The sequence below is a fragment of the Pseudomonas sp. KH_050 genome, from assembly GCF_057838875.1.
Genome location: NZ_CM174478.1, coordinates 3713631 through 3728298, shown reverse-complemented (window position 1 = coordinate 3728298; position 14668 = coordinate 3713631). Strand labels below are relative to the sequence as shown.

The following is a 14668-nucleotide window of genomic DNA, read 5'->3' as shown; positions in this document are numbered from 1 at the left end:
TATCAGGCAAGCTGGCTGATATAGATGCCGGTGCCTTTGAGGATGTTTTGCAGGGTCTCTTCAACTTCGGGCAGGTCCGAGGCCGCGGTGCTGTGGTGGATTTCCAGGTGGTCGTCGCCATTCAGGGCATCGGCATCGGCTGCACCGATTTCGATCAGCAGGCGGTCGGCGCTGAAGGTGACTTTCAAGCCATCCAGGGTTGATGGCTCGCCGTCGAGGGTGATTTCGACTTCATCCTCGTCCGGGTAGCGGGTCATGAGGAACATTTCGCCCTTGTCACTGTGGCAGCAGAGCATGGCCATGTTGTCTTCTTCGTCATCGCAAGGGTTGGCAATCAAATGGGCGGTGGTCAGTTGCATGGGGCAATTCCTGGCGCCTGGGGCGCGTTGAAGGCAAACAAAATGCAATTCTGCCAGCCCGAAAGGTTTTTTGCTGACTTGTGTCCTGGAAAAAGTACGGGGAACGGAATCAACCTTATCGGTCATTTCTGGTACGCCAGTACCGCAAATAAGCGCTTAAAAGCGCCATTTTCCCCCGTGACTGCTAGTGTTGTTCGATGCGCAGCACGCGAGTTACGTACCGATGACCGAATATGTCGCAGCATCGCAAGCACGGGCCTTGCCGCACTCGTTAAGCTGCGCAACTGATGGATACCTGTAAAGGCATTGTCAATGTGTTCGACAGTCGTTTTTGCAGATGCCCATCGAAGAAGGTGAATGTGACCCGAGTGTCTCGTCCAGCTTCACCCACCTGTCACCCTGTTTCCTCTGCCCGAGAATCAGGAACAGGGTGACGGATTGCCCCGATAGGGGTTTGCACGCGACGCTTCCATCAATAACAAGCCCAAGCGGAGTACCACAGATGTCGTTCTTCACCGCAGCCAGCAAAGCCGACTTCCATCACCAATTGCAAGCGGCACTGGCGCAGCACATTAGTGAACAGGCACTGCCACAAGTGGCGCTGTTCGCTGAACAATTCTTCGGCATCATTTCCCTGGACGAGCTGACCCAGCGTCGGTTGTCCGACCTCGCCGGCTGTACGCTTTCTGCGTGGCGCCTACTTGAGCGCTTCGATCACGCGCAACCGCAAGTGCGCGTCTACAACCCCGATTACGAACGTCACGGCTGGCAGTCGACCCATACCGCGGTCGAAGTGCTGCACCATGACCTGCCGTTCCTGGTGGACTCGGTACGCACCGAGCTGAACCGTCGCGGCTACAGCATTCACACCCTGCAGACCACCGTGCTGAGCGTTCGTCGCGGCAGCAAGAACGAACTGCTGGAAATCCTGCCCAAGGGCACCCAGGGCGAAGGCATCCTGCAAGAATCTCTGATGTACCTGGAGATCGATCGCTGCGCTCATACCGCCGAGCTCAATGTATTGAGCAAAGAGCTGGAGCAGGTTCTCGGTGAAGTCCGCGTTGCGGTCGCCGATTTCGAGCCGATGAAAACCAAAGTCCAGGAACTGATCGAAGGCATCGACAACAGCCAGTTCATCATCGATGCCGACGAAAAATCCGAAATCAAGAGCTTCCTGGAATGGCTGGTGGGCAACCACTTTACCTTCCTGGGCTACGAAGAGTTCGTGGTGGGCGAGGGTCAGAACGGTGGACACATCGAATATGACCAGAACTCGTTCCTCGGCCTGACCAAACTGCTGCGCGCCGGCCTGACCGCCGATGATCTGCGCATCGAAGACTACGCCGTCAACTATTTGCGCGAACCGACGCCGCTGTCGTTCGCCAAGGCTGCACACCCAAGCCGTGTACATCGTCCGGCCTACCCGGATTTCGTGTCGATCCGCCAGATCGATGCCGATGGCAAGGTCATCAAGGAATGCCGCTTCATGGGCCTGTACACCTCTTCGGTGTATGGCGAGAGCGTGCGCGTGATTCCTTACATCCGCCGCAAGGTCGAGGAAATCGAACGTCGTTCGGGCTTCCAGGCCAAGGCTCACCTGGGCAAGGAACTGGCTCAGGTGCTCGAAGTACTGCCTCGTGATGATCTGTTCCAGACTCCGGTCGATGAGCTGTTCAGCACCGTGATGTCGATCGTGCAGATCCAGGAGCGCAACAAGATCCGCGTGTTCCTGCGCAAAGACCCGTACGGCCGTTTCTGCTACTGCCTGGCCTACGTGCCGCGCGACATCTATTCCACCGAAGTGCGTCAGAAGATCCAGCAAGTGCTGATGGATCGCCTGAAAGCCTCGGATTGCGAGTTCTGGACCTTCTTCTCCGAGTCCGTGCTGGCCCGTGTGCAACTGATTCTGCGAGTCGACCCGAAGAACCGTCTCGACATCGATCCGCTGTTGCTGGAAAAAGAAGTGGTGCAGGCCTGCCGCAGCTGGCAGGACGACTACGCAAGCCTGGTGATCGAAAGCTTCGGCGAAGCCCACGGCACCAACGTGCTGTCCGACTTCCCGAAAGGTTTCCCGGCCGGCTACCGCGAGCGTTTCGCTGCGCACTCGGCCGTGGTCGACATGCAACACCTGCTCAGCCTGAACGAAGCCAACCCGCTGGTCATGAGCTTCTACCAGCCGCTGCTGGGGCAAACCGCCGGTCAGCAACAGCTGCACTGCAAGCTGTATCACGCCGATACCCCGCTGGCACTGTCCGACGTGTTGCCGATCCTGGAAAACCTCGGTCTGCGTGTGCTCGGCGAGTTCCCGTATCGCCTGCGCCACAGCACCGGTCGCGAGTTCTGGATTCATGACTTTGCGTTCACCGCCGCTGAAGGCTTGAACCTCGACATCCAGCAGCTGAATGACACGCTGCAGGACGCTTTTGTCCATATCGTTCGTGGCGATGCCGAGAACGACGGGTTCAACCGTCTGGTACTGACTGCCGGCCTGCCATGGCGCGACGTGGCGCTGCTGCGTGCTTACGCCCGTTACCTGAAGCAGATCCGCCTGGGCTTCGACCTTGGCTACATCGCCAGCACCCTGAGCAACCACACCGATATCGCTCGCGAGCTGACCCGGCTGTTCAAGACCCGTTTCTACCTGGCCCGCAAGCTGACCAGCGGCGACCTCGACGACAAGCAACTGCGCCTGGAGCACGCGATCCTCACCGCGCTGGACGACGTTCAGGTGCTGAACGAAGACCGCATCCTGCGTCGCTACCTGGACCTGATCAAGGCCACCCTGCGGACCAACTTCTACCAGACCGATGCCAACGGCCATAACAAGTCCTACTTCAGCTTCAAGTTCAACCCGCACCTGATTCCGGAGCTGCCTAAACCGGTTCCGAAATTCGAAATCTTCGTTTACTCGCCACGGGTTGAAGGCGTGCACCTGCGCTTTGGCAACGTCGCACGCGGCGGCCTGCGCTGGTCCGATCGTGAAGAAGACTACCGCACTGAAGTGTTGGGCCTGGTAAAAGCCCAGCAAGTGAAGAACTCGGTGATCGTGCCGGTTGGCGCCAAGGGTGGTTTCCTGCCGCGTCGCCTGCCTCTGGGCGGCGGTCGCGACGAGATCGCGGCAGAAGGCATCGCCTGCTACCGCATCTTCATCTCCGGCCTGCTGGACATCACCGACAACCTGAAAGATGGCGGCCTGGTGCCTCCGGCCAACGTGGTTCGTCACGACGGCGATGACCCGTACCTGGTAGTGGCGGCGGACAAAGGCACTGCGACCTTCTCCGACATTGCCAACGGTATTGCCATCGACTACGGCTTCTGGCTCGGTGACGCGTTCGCCTCCGGTGGCTCGGCTGGTTATGACCACAAGAAAATGGGCATCACCGCCAAGGGCGCCTGGGTCGGCGTACAGCGCCACTTCCGTGAGCGCGGGATCAACGTTCAGGAAGACAGCATCACTGTGGTCGGCGTCGGCGACATGGCCGGCGACGTGTTCGGTAACGGCTTGCTGATGTCCGACAAGTTGCAACTGGTCGCGGCCTTCAACCACCTGCACATCTTCATCGACCCGAATCCTGCGCCTGCCAACAGCTTCGCCGAGCGTCAGCGCCTGTTCGATCTGCCGCGTTCGGCATGGTCGGATTACGACACCAGCATCATGTCCGAAGGCGGCGGGATCTTCTCCCGTAGCGCGAAAAGCATCGCGATTTCCCCGCAGATGAAAGAGCGCTTCGACATTCAGGCTGACAAGCTGACCCCGACCGAACTGCTGAATGCCTTGCTCAAGGCACCGGTAGACCTGTTGTGGAACGGCGGTATCGGCACGTACGTCAAGGCCAGCACCGAAAGCCACGCCGATGTCGGCGACAAGGCCAACGACGCACTGCGCGTAAACGGCAACGAACTGCGCTGCAAAGTGGTGGGCGAGGGCGGTAACCTCGGCATGACCCAACTGGGTCGTGTGGAATTCGGCCTCAATGGCGGCGGTTCCAACACCGACTTCATCGACAACGCCGGTGGTGTGGACTGCTCCGACCACGAAGTGAATATCAAGATCTTGCTCAACGAAGTTGTGCAGGCTGGCGATATGACCGAGAAGCAACGTAACCAGTTGCTCGGCAGCATGACCGATGAAGTCGGCAACCTGGTGCTTGGCAACAACTACAAGCAGACCCAGGCGCTGTCCCTGGCGGCCCGTCGTGCCTACGTACGGATCGCCGAGTACAAACGCCTGATGAACGACCTTGAAGGCCGCGGCAAGCTGGACCGTGCCATCGAGTTCCTGCCGTCGGAAGAGCAACTCGACGAACGCGTAGCGGCTGGCCATGGCCTGACCCGTGCCGAGCTGTCGGTGTTGATCTCCTACAGCAAGATCGACCTCAAGGAAGCACTGCTCAACTCCCTGGTGCCGGATGACGCCTACCTGACCCGCGACATGGAAACTGCGTTCCCGCCGACCCTGGTCAGCAAGTTCGCCGAAGCCATGCGTCGTCACCGTCTGAAGCGCGAGATCGTCAGCACCCAGATCGCCAACGATCTGGTCAACCACATGGGTATCACCTTCGTTCAGCGCTTGAAAGAGTCCACCGGCATGAGCCCGGCGAACGTCGCTGGCGCCTACGTGATCGTGCGTGACATCTTCCACCTCCCGCACTGGTTCCGGCAGATAGAAGCCCTGGATCACCAGGTTTCGGCGGACGTACAACTGGAGCTGATGGATGAGCTGATGCGTCTGGGCCGTCGGGCTACCCGCTGGTTCCTGCGCAGTCGTCGCAACGAGCAAAACGCTGCTCGTGACGTCGCACACTTCGGTCCGCATCTGGCGGCGTTGGGTCTCAAACTCGACGAACTGCTCGAAGGCCCGACCCGCGAACGCTGGCAGACCCGTTATCAGGCGTATGTCGCCGCCGGTGTGCCGGAGTTGCTGGCGCGCATGGTTGCGGGCACGACCCACCTGTACACCTTGCTGCCGGTCATCGAAGCCTCGGACGTTACCGGTCAGAACCCGGCAGACGTGGCCAAGGCCTACTTCGCCGTGGGCAGTGCGCTGGACATTACCTGGTACCTGCAACAGATCAGTGCGCTGCCGGTGGAAAACAACTGGCAGGCGCTGGCTCGTGAAGCCTTCCGTGATGACGTCGACTGGCAACAACGGGCGATCACCATCTCGGTTCTGCAAATGGGCGACGGCACCCAGGATGTGGAAACACGCCTGGCGCTGTGGATGGAGCTGCACGACGGCATGATCGAACGCTGGCGCGCCATGCTGGTGGAAATCCGTGCCGCGAGCGGCACCGACTACGCCATGTACGCGGTGGCCAACCGCGAGCTGCTCGACTTGGCGTTGAGCGGTCAAGCGGTGGTTGCTGCCACGCCGGAACTGGCGAAGAGCGGTCAAACGGCGGTTGCTGCGACTGCCTGATTGAGTGCTGAATGAAAAAACCCCGCATCGAAAGATGCGGGGTTTTTTTTATTGCGATGGTTTGGATTGGGTGGGGGCCGGAAAGATCGCAGCCTGCGGCAGTTCCTACAACGGCGTCAGCACTTCATCCTTCTCACCCATCAATATGAACACCAGCAACTTCGCCGGTTTGGTGTTGCTGGCGTTGGCCGATACCGGATGCCGGGAACCGGCCGCTTCGTACCAGGATTCGCCGGCCTTGTAGGTGATCGCCTTTTCATCGTTGACCTGGGAGGTGACCTCACCCTCCAGCACATAGGCCATGGCCGAGCCCTGGTGCATATGCGGCACGCTGGCCTGGCCCGGGGCGTAGTCGACGGTGAGCATCATTGCCTTCTGGCCCGGCGCGTTGGTCAGTTCATGTTCCTGCAGGATATTGAGTTTTTCCTTGCCGTAGACCGGGTCATGGGCGAAGGCATTGAGGGAGGCCAGCATGGCGAGGCCGGCGAAGATCGAGGTCGCGAAGGTAAAGGCTTTCATGATGGGTTTCCTATTGCGTGGTTGGGGCGTGATTCTCGGAACAGGACAGGAGGCCAATGGGTTCAGTGATTGAAGTCCAGACTGCTGGCCACGCGGTTGTCGATCAGCTCGATAAACCCTTGCAGCGCCGGCAGTGCGAAGTGCGATTCCATGGATTGGCGGTTTTGCCAGTGGCCGCTGACGATCCACCGGTCGGGGATGACCGGGCACGGTTGCACCCTGTAGTCGAGGCAGCCCGGGGCTGCACGGACTGCTTCGGCAATCCGCGCCAGGTGCAGGCCGAGCTCATCTGAACGGCCGTGGACGGCCTGGATCCGGACGGTGTTAATCGCGCTGCTGTGCATGGCGGGGTTCTCCTGTTGCTGGCTTGGGAGTTCGTGAGGAGAAGAGTAGGGCTGCGCTCTTTCAACACCAATATCCAATCCGCGGGAAAACCACTGAGCCAATCAGGCGATCTGTTTGAGAATATCCCGGACCTTGTCCAGTGCCGGGTCGATGTCCAGGGTCTCGATCGCCCCGAAACCGATGAACAGCCCGCTTTTCACCGGCGTGTCGTGGAAGAAGCTGTCCAGCGGGTAAAGCCCGACTTCGACTTTCTTCGCCAGCTCGATCAGCAACGGGATATCCACGGCCACCTTGCACAGCGCAGCCATGTGGAAGCCGGCAATCGACGGCACGACTTCGAACCAGGGCGCCAGATCGCCGTGCAGGCGCTTGAGAATGCGCTCCCGGCGATTGGCGTAGACCGTATGGCAGCGGCGGATGTGCTTGAGCAGGTAGCCCTCGGAAATGAACTTGGCTAGCGCCCATTGCGGGAGGGTCGAGGTGTGGCAGTCGGTCAATTGCTTGGCCTTGATCACCGCGCTGCGGATTGCCGGTGGCAACACCGCATAACCGAGCCGCAACTCCGGCAGCATGGTTTTCGAGAAGGTCCCGACGTAGGCGACGACGCCGCGGGTGTCCATGCTTTGCAGGGAATCGGTGGGGCGGCCCTCATAGCGGAATTCGCTGTCGTAGTCGTCCTCGATCACGATCGCCCCCAGCACTCGGGCACGTTCCAGCAGGGCTTCACGGCGCGCCGGGCTCATCGGCATGCCGAGGGGAAACTGGTGCGACGGAGTGACGTAAATCAACCGCGTGCCGTCGGGAATCAGCTCGACCTGGATGCCTTCGGCGTCCACCGACACCCCGATCACCGTCGCGCCCTGGGCGGTGAACAACAGCCGCGCCGGGGTGTAGCCGGGGTCTTCCATGGCGACCAGGCTGCCCGGCTCGAGTACTACCCGGGCGATCAGGTCGAGGGCTTGCTGGGCACCGTTGCAGACCACGATGTCGTCGTCATGACAGGCCACTCCACGGGAAAACGCGACATGCCCGGCGATGGCACTGCGTAGCGCTGGCAGGCCTTCCGGTTGGCTGTAGAACCCAGCGCTCAGGGCGATCCGGCGCAACGCGTCCTGGGTGCAGCGCCGCCATTCTTCCTGGGGGAACTGATTGCGGGTGGTCGCGCCGCCGATAAATTCGCAGCGCAAGGTGCCTTCCAGGGTCGGATGGCGCAAGTTCGCCGGCAGGTTCTGCCACTTCTCCAGGCTCTGCGCACAGGCCAGGTCCGCTGCGCTTTGTTTGCGCTCGGCCTTGGCGGCGCGCGCGTTGACGAAGGTGCCACGACCGATCTTGCCGATCAGCAGGTTTTCATAGGTCAGCAGCGCATAGGTGTCGGAGACCGTCTTGCGCGAGACGCCCAGTTGCTCGGCGAGCAAGCGGCTGGGCGGCAGCTGGGCACCGGCGGCCAGTCGCCCGGATTCGATCGCTCCGCGCAGTTGCCGGTACAGCTGCTCGGCCAGGTCCTTGCGGCCTTTGATGACGACATGAAGTTCCATGGAGAGTCCTGAAGGCGGTCGGTCGTGTGCAAGATTACTCGCAACAAGGCTTTTGGTGTAAATCACCGCGTTCGGGTGGTCTCGGCAAAAAAACGGCAATTGGCTATAGGGTGTCGGGGTCTCGGGTCGTAGGCTTTGAGTCATCGAATGTCAGTCAAAGGTCATGCCCATGGAACCCCGCCTGGATTACTACACGGCCTCGCCGCAAGCCCTCAAGGGGATGCTCATGCTCGAGGCGGCGACCTTTGGCCTGTCGATTGAAAAGCCGTTGCTGGAGCTGATCAAGATTCGCGTCTCGCAACTCAATCAATGCTCGTTCTGCACCGACATGCATTCCGTCGAAGCCCGTCGTCAGGGCGAAACCGAACGCCGGTTGTATGCCATCAGCGTGTGGCGCGACTCGCCGTTTTTCAATGCGCGGGAAAAAGCCGCGCTGGCCTGGAGTGAGTCGGTGACCTTATTGCCGACGTCCAATGTGCCGGACGAGCTGTACTCGGCGCTGCGGGCCGAGTTCAGCGAGCGCGAGATGGTCGACCTGACCATGGCGGTTGCCACCATCAATTGCTGGAATCGGTTGGCGGTGGGGTTTCGGCAACAGCCCAGGGATTGATGGCGACTGATCCGACGCTCCCACAGGTCTTGCGCAATCCCTGTAGGAGCTGGCGCAGGCTGCGATCTTTTGAGTTCCCTCGCCATACCCTGCATCCAGCTCTACACTCGACGGTCCATTCGACGTTTCAAGGACGAACCAGCATGCCCGCCACCGATCCCACGATTACCATCGAACGCTTCAGCGAAACCCATATCGACGGTATCACTTCGCTCTACAACGCCCCGGCGGTCGCCCGCCAGGTGCTGCAAATGCCGTTTCAGACCAGCGAAGTCTGGCGCCAACGCATTGCCCCGGAGAACGAGCGGCTGTTGCAGCTGGTGGCCGTGCATCAAGGTACGGTGATCGGCAATTGCGGCCTGGAGCAATTTTCGCGGATCCGCCGCAGCCATTGCGCCAATATCGGCATGGGGGTAGCGGTGGCCTGGCAGGGCCAGGGCGTTGGCTCGAAACTTCTGGCAGCGGCGCTGGATATCGCCGACAACTGGATGAACCTGCAGCGGGTCGAGCTTTCGGTCTACGCCGACAACGAAGCTGCCATCGGGCTCTACCGCAAGTTCGGCTTCGAAACCGAAGGCCTGCTGCGTGACTATGCGGTTCGCGACGGTGGCTTGGTCGACGCGCTGAGCATGGCGCGCCTGCGCCGTACGCGCTCGATTTCCTGAGTCAGTCGAGGGCATACGCCACTGCAGCCCGGGCATGCAGCTCGGTGGTGTCGAGCAGTGGCAGCCGGCTGTGTTCGGGCTTCGGGAACTAACACGTTCAACCCTTGCGCGGCGAGACGCAGCTTGAGGAAGTCCTGTTCCATGGTAAACGCGGTGCCGAGCAGACCGATGGCGCGCATGCCGATCAATTCCATCCTCGGTTGCTGCCCTGTACTGGGGAGTCATAGACCCAACGGGTTTTAGTCATACGTGGTTGGCCGGCATCTGCCATGATCAATACCTTGCAGTCATGCTTCACCCAAGGAGCATCGCGATGAACGACGTAAAGCAACTGGGCGAGATGCTTCGCCACTACGCAGAAAGCGAAGCGCACAAGAAGCAGGTATTCGAGACCCAATCGGCCGATTGGGCGGTGCGCATCGGCAAACTCTTCGATCAGATCGAGCAGTGGCTTGAACCGGTGAAAAGTCCCGGCCTGCTTGAAGTGAGCCGCGAAGCCTATGTCGCCTCCGGCCCGAGCGTTGCCGTCGAAACCTCACCCTTCAAAACGGAAAAACTGACGATTCAGATTACCGGCAAGCCGGTGGAATTCGTGCCGGACGTGATGGGGACTGGCGGTTTGATCTCGCTGGCGGTAATGGGCCTGACGGCCGCGCGTTATGGCAGTGTCTCGCTGGTGTGCCAACCACCGTCGAGCGACTGGCAGTGGCGCAAGACCAACGGACTTAAAGACCCGGATACCTTTGTCTTTGATGCAGATTTCCTGGCGCAGCAGTTGCAGAGTCTGATTCCGCGGGAGCGGAGTTGAGTCACCCATGGGCGCGGGCTTTTTGTGGCGAGGGAGCTTGCTCCCGCTGGAGCGCGAAGCGGTCCTAAAGCCTGAAAACCGAGTTCTATCTGACTAAACTCGGTTGCAGAATTTACGACGCTGTCGAACGGGAGCAAGCTCCCTCGCCACAGGGGGGGTATTACTTCAGATTTCCACATTCCCCCAACCTTTCTTCGCCACCTCAGGCGCCACGGCGTTGATGGTCTTGCCCGTCGCCAACTCCACCCGGCGCGCCACTTCCGGGTCGTCGGCAAAGGGGATCAGGCTGGCGTCGTCCAGGGTTTCTGACGACTGGTTTCTCAAGCAGTATTCCACCGAGAAATACAGGCACGCTACCGCCAGCAGGTTCAGGCCGATTTCGATCATGACAAACTTCTCCCTGACAGGAAGGACGCAAGCCATGAAGACTTGCGTCAGTATTGGAATCAAGCAATCTGCGCTTCACTTTCAGCCATTTTGAGGTCAGCGACCCGCACCGTGCGCCAGGTGTTGTAGGCCATCAACAGCATGCCGCCGAGGAAGAACACGCCGCCGACAAAGCGCACCACAAACCCCGGATGGCTGGCCTCCAGGGCCTCGACGAAGGAGTAGGTGAGGGTGCCGTCATCGTTGATTGCCCGCCACATCAGGCCCTGGGTGATGCCGTTGACCCACAATGCGGCGATGTACAGCACGGTGCCGATGGTCGCCAGCCAGAAGTGCAGGTTGATCAGCGCGATGCTGTGCATCTGCTCGCGGCCGAAAATTTTCGGGATCATGTGGTACAGCGAACCGAAGGTAATCATCGCCACCCAGCCGAGGGCGCCGGCGTGTACGTGGCCGATGGTCCAGTCGGTGTAGTGGGAGAGGGCGTTGACCGTCTTGATCGCCATCATCGGCCCTTCGAAGGTCGACATGCCGTAGAACGCCAGCGACAGCACCAGAAAGCGCAGGATCGGGTCGGTGCGCAATTTATGCCAGGCACCGGACAGGGTCATCATACCGTTGATCATCCCGCCCCAGCTCGGCGCCAGCAGGATCAACGACATCGCCATGCCCAGCGATTGCGCCCAGTCCGGCAGCGCGGTGTAGTGCAAGTGGTGCGGGCCGGCCCAGATGTACAGGGTGATCAGCGCCCAGAAGTGCACGATCGACAAGCGGTAGGAATATACCGGCCGGTTGGCCTGTTTGGGCACGAAGTAATACATCATCCCGAGGAAACCGGTGGTCAGGAAGAAGCCCACCGCGTTGTGCCCGTACCACCACTGGACCATGGCATCAGTGGCTCCGGAGTACACCGGGTAAGATTTGAACCAGTCCACCGGGATCGACAGGTGATTGACCACGTGCAACATGGCGATCACCACGATAAACGCACCGAAAAACCAGTTGCCCACATAGATGTGTTTGGTCTTGCGTTGCACCACGGTGGTGAAGAACACAATCGCGTAGGCAACCCAGACCACGGTCATCCACACCGCTCCGGAGAATTCGATCTCGGCGTATTCCTTGGTGGTGGTGTAGCCCAGCGGCAGGGTGATCAGCATGATCGTGATCACTGACTGCCAGCCCCAGAAGGTGAAGGCCGCCAGTTTGTCGGAGTACAACCGCACCTGGCAGGTGCGCTGTACCGCGTAATAGCTGGCGGCGAATTGTGCGCTGCCGGCAAAGCCGAAAATCACCAGGCTGGTATGCAGCGGGCGCAAGCGGCCAAAGGTGGTCCACGGCAGGTCCAGGTTCAATTGCGGCCAGACCAGCTGCGAGGCGATCCATACGCCCATCGCCATCCCGATAATGCCCCATACCACTGTTGCCACGACGAATTGGCGGACGACCTTGTAGTTATAGGCTTGTCCGGTTGCTGCTGTGCTCATGGTCAAATCTTCCACGGTTGCAAAGTCTTGCCAGGCCACCCGGTCTGGCATGCCGTGAACTGTAGAAAGCATGGGGTAAACAAAACAGACTCAGAAAAACTGCATTAATGCGGATCAGATGAAATGGCCTGCCAGCTGTGTTCAGCAGGGCACTGATATGGTTTTTTAGCGTTTACCTGAATCTGTAACGTGCTGAGCTGCAGGTGCATAGTCGTTTCCCCGGAACCAGCCGATAGAGCGCGGTCAGCCCCTGATGATGAGGTAGCGACATGTACCATTACGATGACTATGACCGTGCCCTGGTCTTTGAGCGGGTCGCGCAGTTTCGCGATCAGGTCGAACGATTCATGGGCGGTGAGTTGAGCGAGGAAGAATTCCTGCCGCTGCGTTTGCAAAACGGTCTGTACATGCAAAAACACGCCTACATGCTGCGGGTCGCGATCCCTTACGGCACCCTGGGCGCCCGGCAGATGCGTACCCTGGCGAGCATCGCCCGGGATTACGATCGCGGCTACGGTCACTTCACCACGCGGCAGAACATGCAGTTCAACTGGATCGAATTGGCCCAGGTGCCGGAAATCCTCGAACGCCTGGCAGGGGTGGAGATGCACGCGATCCAGACCTCTGGCAACTGCGTACGTAATATCACCACTGAAGCCTTTGCCGGGGTCGCCGCCGACGAGTTGCTCGACCCGCGGCCCCTGGCGGAGATCCTGCGCCAGTGGTCGACCATCAACCCGGAATTCCTGTTTCTGCCGCGTAAATTCAAGATCGCCATCTGCTCGGCGGAGCAGGATCGGGCGGCGATTATGATGCATGATATCGGCCTGTATCTTTATCGCGGCGCTGACGAACAAATGCTTTTGCGCGTGATAGTCGGTGGTGGGCTGGGACGTACGCCGATACTCGGTTTACAGATACGTGAAGGCTTGCCCTGGCAGCACCTGCTGTCTTATGTCGAGGCCGTGTTGCGGGTCTACAATCGCCATGGCCGACGCGACAACAAGTACAAGGCGCGGATCAAGATTCTGGTCAAGGCCCTGGGGATTGAAGTCTTTGCCAAGGAAGTGGAAGAAGAGTGGCAGCACCTCAAGGACGGCCCGGCGCAGTTGACCGACGTCGAGTACGAACGCGTGGCCAGCGCCTTTGTGTCGCCGGCTTATCGGGTACTGGCGGATGCCAATCTGGATTTCGGTACCCGCCTGAGCGAAAACCCGGCCTTCGCCCGCTGGGTCTCGCGCAACGTACAGCCGCACAAAATACCCGGCTACAGCAGCGTGGTGCTCTCGACCAAACCTGGCATCGCCTCACCTCCGGGTGACGTCACTGCAGAACAAATGGACGCCGTTGCCGACTGGTCCGAGCAGTTCGGCTTTGGCGAGATACGCATTGCCCATGAACAGAACATCGTCCTGCCGGATGTCCCCAAGGCCGATCTTTATACCCTCTGGTGCCTGGCCTGTGATCAGGGCCTGGGCTGCTCCAACATCGGCTTGCTGACCGACATCATCGCCTGTCCCGGCGGTGACTTCTGCGCCCTGGCCAATGCCAAGTCGATCCCCATCGCCCAGGCGATTCAGGCGCGCTTCGACGATCTGGATTACCTGCATGATCTGGGGGAGATCAGCCTGAACATCTCCGGTTGCATGAACGCCTGCGGCCATCACCACATTGGCAATATCGGTATCCTTGGCGTCGACAAGAACGGCAGCGAGTGGTACCAGATCACCCTGGGTGGCGCTCAGGGCAAGGACAGTGCCTTGGGCAAGGTCATCGGCCCGTCCTTCAGCGCAGCCGAAGTACCGGAGATTATCGAGCGCATCATTGCCACTTTCGTCTGTTATCGCGAAAGCGAAGAGTTGTTTGTCGACACCTTGCAGCGCATTGGCCTGGAGCCCTTCAAGGAACGGGTCTATCCGAAGGTTCTGGAGGCGTCGGCATGAACAACCTGCTGCGTTTACAAGAGGGCGTGCCGCGGGTGGTCCACGATGATCGCTGGACCTTGATCAGGGAAGTGGATGCCGATCTGCCCGAGGGGCCGCTGATCCTGCCGCTGGCGCTATGGCTAAGCCGCCGAATCGACCACAATCCAGCCCTGGACGCCGTCTGGCTGGGTCCGGACGATGAAGTTGAATGCCTCAAGCCGTGGTTGAATCTGTTGCCGCTGATTGCCCTGGATTTTCCGAGCTTTCGCGACGGACGCGCCTACAGTCAGGCCTATCTGCTGCGCACGCGCTTCGGCTGGCAGGGCGAGTTACGGGCGATTGGCGATGTGCTGCGCGATCAACTCAGCCACATGCGCCAATGCGGTTTCGATGCTTTTGCGGTGCGTGAAGACAAATCCGCCGAAGACGCGCTCAAGGGGCTGGCCGGGATGAGCGTGCTGTACGGCCGCTCGGTGATTGAGCCGCGGCCGTTGTTTCGCCGACGTTAGGAGGCCCGTGGCGAGGGAGCTTGCTCCCGCTGGACGGCGAAACCGTCCCAAAGCCCCCCCGTTCCAACAAACCAAACCCGCCAATCACAAGCCATCGGCC

At 60.1% G+C, this 14668-nt stretch carries 12 protein-coding genes and 1 pseudogene; 6 read left to right on the top strand and 7 right to left on the bottom strand.

The features are described 5' to 3' along the window. Positions 1–2: 2 nt before the first annotated feature. A complete protein-coding gene (locus AC3IUA_RS16905) occupies positions 3–359 on the bottom strand; it encodes a hypothetical protein (RefSeq protein WP_489355559.1) in 357 nt (118 codons plus the stop codon). A 502-nt stretch (positions 360–861) separates the two neighbouring features. Between AC3IUA_RS16905 and AC3IUA_RS16900 the strand changes: the two genes are divergently transcribed. Beyond that, positions 862–5778 carry an NAD-glutamate dehydrogenase gene (locus AC3IUA_RS16900; protein ID WP_489355557.1) on the top strand — a complete coding sequence of 1639 codons (4917 nt, stop codon included), beginning with the start codon at positions 862–864 and terminating at the stop codon, positions 5776–5778. Positions 5779–5883: 105 nt separating this feature from the next. Here AC3IUA_RS16900 and AC3IUA_RS16895 read toward each other — a convergent pair whose 3' ends face one another. From AC3IUA_RS16895 to pdxR, 3 genes are all read right to left on the bottom strand, one after another. After that, on the bottom strand, positions 5884–6297 hold the full coding sequence (locus AC3IUA_RS16895; RefSeq protein WP_489355555.1) for a cupin domain-containing protein: 414 nt from the start codon (positions 6295–6297) through the stop codon (positions 5884–5886). 62 nt (positions 6298–6359) lie between these two features. Beyond that, positions 6360–6641, bottom strand: coding sequence for a putative quinol monooxygenase (locus tag AC3IUA_RS16890; RefSeq protein WP_489355553.1), 282 nt, complete (start codon positions 6639–6641; stop codon positions 6360–6362). A 102-nt stretch (positions 6642–6743) separates the two neighbouring features. Continuing rightward, entirely contained in the window at positions 6744–8177 is a 1434-nt protein-coding gene (gene pdxR / locus AC3IUA_RS16885) for a MocR-like pyridoxine biosynthesis transcription factor PdxR (protein ID WP_489355551.1), read from the bottom strand. 169 nt (positions 8178–8346) lie between these two features. Between pdxR and AC3IUA_RS16880 the strand changes: the two genes are divergently transcribed. Both AC3IUA_RS16880 and AC3IUA_RS16875 read left to right on the top strand, forming a co-directional pair. Continuing rightward, on the top strand, positions 8347–8787 hold the full coding sequence (locus AC3IUA_RS16880; protein WP_489355549.1) for a carboxymuconolactone decarboxylase family protein: 441 nt from the start codon (positions 8347–8349) through the stop codon (positions 8785–8787). A 143-nt stretch (positions 8788–8930) separates the two neighbouring features. Next, a complete protein-coding gene (locus AC3IUA_RS16875; protein ID WP_489355547.1) occupies positions 8931–9452 on the top strand; it encodes a GNAT family N-acetyltransferase in 522 nt (173 codons plus the stop codon). Position 9453: 1 nt separating this feature from the next. Here AC3IUA_RS16875 and AC3IUA_RS16870 read toward each other — a convergent pair. Continuing rightward, a pseudogene (locus AC3IUA_RS16870) lies at positions 9454–9634 on the bottom strand (hypothetical protein); the annotation flags it as partial. A 131-nt stretch (positions 9635–9765) separates the two neighbouring features. Between AC3IUA_RS16870 and AC3IUA_RS16865 the strand changes: the two are divergent. After that, a complete protein-coding gene (locus AC3IUA_RS16865; RefSeq protein WP_489355545.1) occupies positions 9766–10260 on the top strand; it encodes a hypothetical protein in 495 nt (164 codons plus the stop codon). 165 nt (positions 10261–10425) lie between these two features. On the opposite strand, the gene AC3IUA_RS16860 is transcribed toward AC3IUA_RS16865, so the two are convergent. Further along, the gene (locus tag AC3IUA_RS16860; protein WP_489355543.1) at positions 10426–10647 is read right to left on the bottom strand and encodes a cbb3-type cytochrome c oxidase subunit 3; all 222 of its coding nucleotides are present in this window, start codon (positions 10645–10647) and stop codon (positions 10426–10428) included. A 59-nt stretch (positions 10648–10706) separates the two neighbouring features. Beyond that, complete coding sequence (gene ccoN / locus AC3IUA_RS16855) at positions 10707–12134, bottom strand: cytochrome-c oxidase, cbb3-type subunit I (RefSeq protein ID WP_489355541.1); 1428 nt, start codon at positions 12132–12134, stop codon at positions 10707–10709. 269 nt (positions 12135–12403) lie between these two features. Here ccoN and AC3IUA_RS16850 point away from each other — a divergent pair, with 269 nt between their 5' ends. Both AC3IUA_RS16850 and AC3IUA_RS16845 read left to right on the top strand, forming a co-directional pair. After that, positions 12404–14077, top strand: a complete 1674-nt coding sequence (locus AC3IUA_RS16850) for a nitrite/sulfite reductase (protein ID WP_489355539.1) — start codon at positions 12404–12406, stop codon at positions 14075–14077. Continuing rightward, positions 14074–14568 carry a DUF934 domain-containing protein gene (locus AC3IUA_RS16845; RefSeq protein ID WP_489355538.1) on the top strand — a complete coding sequence of 165 codons (495 nt, stop codon included), beginning with the start codon at positions 14074–14076 and terminating at the stop codon, positions 14566–14568. The genes AC3IUA_RS16850 and AC3IUA_RS16845 overlap by 4 nt, the downstream gene beginning before the upstream one ends. Positions 14569–14668 lie beyond the last annotated feature (100 nt).